Origin of the sequence: Parashewanella hymeniacidonis (assembly GCF_016900895.1) — a bacterium.
Lineage (GTDB): Bacteria > Pseudomonadota > Gammaproteobacteria > Enterobacterales > Shewanellaceae > Parashewanella > Parashewanella hymeniacidonis.
Map to the genome: position 1 here is coordinate 1 of NZ_JAFEUN010000228.1, position 2,411 is coordinate 2,411.

Below are 2,411 nucleotides of genomic sequence, written 5' to 3' on the forward strand. Positions count from 1 at the left end.
TTGTAGTGAAATTGATGCAAAATCTAAGAAATCTTGCTTTTGGGGTACGGCTCTGAATTTTGCGTAAATCAGATGCCGTACATTTTAACTCTTGAAATGGATTTTTTCAGAACCGACTATTTAGTGATAAAGCGGGCATTGTAAAATCAGCGGTTGGTTTTGATATTCAAACGCAATACAACCTTTCGATCATCGAAGGAGCTGATATTGTTATTTTTCCTAGCTGGTCAATCCCAGACGATAAACCCTCATCAGAACTGATAGAAACAGTTAAAAAAGCTTATCAACGAGGAGCAATAATCGCAGGTCTATGCCAAGGTGCATACCCTCTGGCTTACGCAGGCTTACTCGACGGGCATAAAGCGTCTACTCACTGGCTATTTATTGATGATTTTAAACATCGTTTCCCTAAAGTCGAATTAACGGCTGAGTCTTTGTACTGTCATTCAAATGGTTTATACACTTCTGCTGGCAGTGCTGTAGCCATGGACTGTTGCTTATTTATGCTTAGCGAAATTCAAGGAGCCAAAGTGGCGAACAAAGTGGCAAGAATGTTGGTGACATCGCCTCATCGTGCAGGATATCAGCCGCAATATATAGAACTGCCGATCCCTACAAATTATCAAGACCAAAAGCTTGCCGATACCCTAGAACATATCCGCAATGACTTAACCATTGATATAACGATAGATGAGCTATCAGATAAGCTAAATATGAGCCGCAGTACATTCACTCGACATTTTAAAAAGCATACTGGGCTTAGTTTTAATCAGTGGTTACTGCAGCATAGGTTAAGTCATAGCCAAACATTGTTAGAACAAAGTAAGCAATCCATCGAGCAAATTGCCGAATCGGCAGGATTTAAATCTGTGGTAACATTTCGCCATCATTTTAAGGAAAAATTCAAGGTGTCGCCGTCACAATGGCGAGCTGCATTCTATGTAACGGCTCAATAAGTTGTGGTCGCTTTAAAAACAGATACTTATAGCGGACATTAAATTTCAAAAGTGTGGCGCACGCAGCAAAAACGGCTCAAAAATTGAGTTTTTTTACCATCAACACTTCGGACAGTTTTTAAACTTTCGCCGTTTATAATAAAATAACTCATTGAATTTTAAGGAATCCATGTTTTTAGATTCAAATTTTTAAGCTCAGTAAATTCAATCAGTTATAAAAAGTGTCCTAACCATTGTTGATGGATAGTACATTTTAAAGCTTCAGCAAAACGGTGATCATACTAGGGCAACAGCGAGAGAAAAGGTGACGTTAGCTTCGCCAATGCAGTGTGTAGTCACTCAGTTCTTTTTTGATTTAGAGCAATTTACAAACTTATATCTAACGGATTTGGACAAAGCAGTCTCTATAGGGTAGCGGCTGCTTTTTCGATTAAAAAGTCAACTAATACTCTGACTCTTTTTGCCTTTTGAGTATTTTGATTAAAGTATAAATGCAATCCAGAGTACGGACACCAATGCGGTTCTAAAATGGGTATGACTTTTCCTTGCTCAAATAAGTGATTGACCATTGGCGTGATAACTCTACCTATGCCTAACCCGTTGATTGTTGCATCAATCATTAAATCGGTATCATTGACGATCATTGCAAGAGGCATTTCAACATTGAATACCTCTTTACCATTTGTAATCTTTAGCGGTGCTAATTGGTTTGAAGCGATAAAGCGATATTGAATGAGTTTATGTTTTTGTAACTCTTCAATTGAATTAGGGACTCCATGTTTATCGACATAAGATTGTGAGGCAAATAAGGCTTCTTTCATTGGTTTGGTTATTGGTCTGGCGACCATGCCTTCTTCAACTCTATCGCCAAATCGAATGCCGACGTCAATGCCTTCGGCAATAATATTTACCGCCTCATCTGATACCGATACTTCTAATTGGATATTTGGGTAGCGTTCACAAAATTCTACGTATAACGGTTGTAAGAAAAATTGATAAGCAAACCGAGGGATAGTGAGTTTAACCTTACCTGAGGGCACTTCATTTAAATCTTCAATGCTGTCGAATGCATCATTAAGCTCATTAAGTGCATTGACTGTTTTTTGGTAAAGCAAACTTCCTGCTTCGGTCAGCTCAATTCTTCGAGTGCTGCGAGTGAAAAGAGGCAACCCAAGGTGCTTCTCCAGATTTTTTAGTGATTGACTCACAGACGGAGGTGCGATTTCTAGTTTCTTAGCTGCTCCAGTTATTGAACCTTCTTCGAGAATGGCATGGAATGTCTGTAATTGGTTAAATGAAGAACTGTTCATGAAAAATGCGTCTTTAATTTATAGTAACTATTCAGCACTCTGAAAGTTAAATGAACAAAATACCTGCACTCAACTCACTATTTTTCACGATCATTTGACCGATCTAATCATCATGTCATGCTGTTGATATCATTCATTGAGTTGT

At 38.4% G+C, this 2,411-nt stretch carries 2 protein-coding genes and 1 pseudogene; 2 read left to right on the plus strand and 1 reads right to left on the minus strand.

Going from position 1 to position 2,411, the window contains the following annotated elements; translation table 11 throughout:
* Nucleotides 1-137: 137 nt before the first annotated feature.
* Nucleotides 138-488, plus strand: a pseudogene (locus tag JQC92_RS23365) (DJ-1/PfpI family protein); the annotation flags it as partial.
* Between the two features lie 42 nt (nucleotides 489-530).
* Nucleotides 531-956, plus strand: a complete 426-nt coding sequence (locus JQC92_RS23000; RefSeq protein ID WP_205001636.1) for a helix-turn-helix domain-containing protein — start codon at nucleotides 531-533, stop codon at nucleotides 954-956.
* A 404-nt stretch (nucleotides 957-1,360) separates the two neighbouring features.
* On the opposite strand, the gene JQC92_RS21840 is transcribed toward JQC92_RS23000, so the two are convergent.
* Nucleotides 1,361-2,266, minus strand: a complete 906-nt coding sequence (locus JQC92_RS21840; RefSeq protein WP_205001637.1) for a LysR family transcriptional regulator — start codon at nucleotides 2,264-2,266, stop codon at nucleotides 1,361-1,363.
* Nucleotides 2,267-2,411 lie beyond the last annotated feature (145 nt).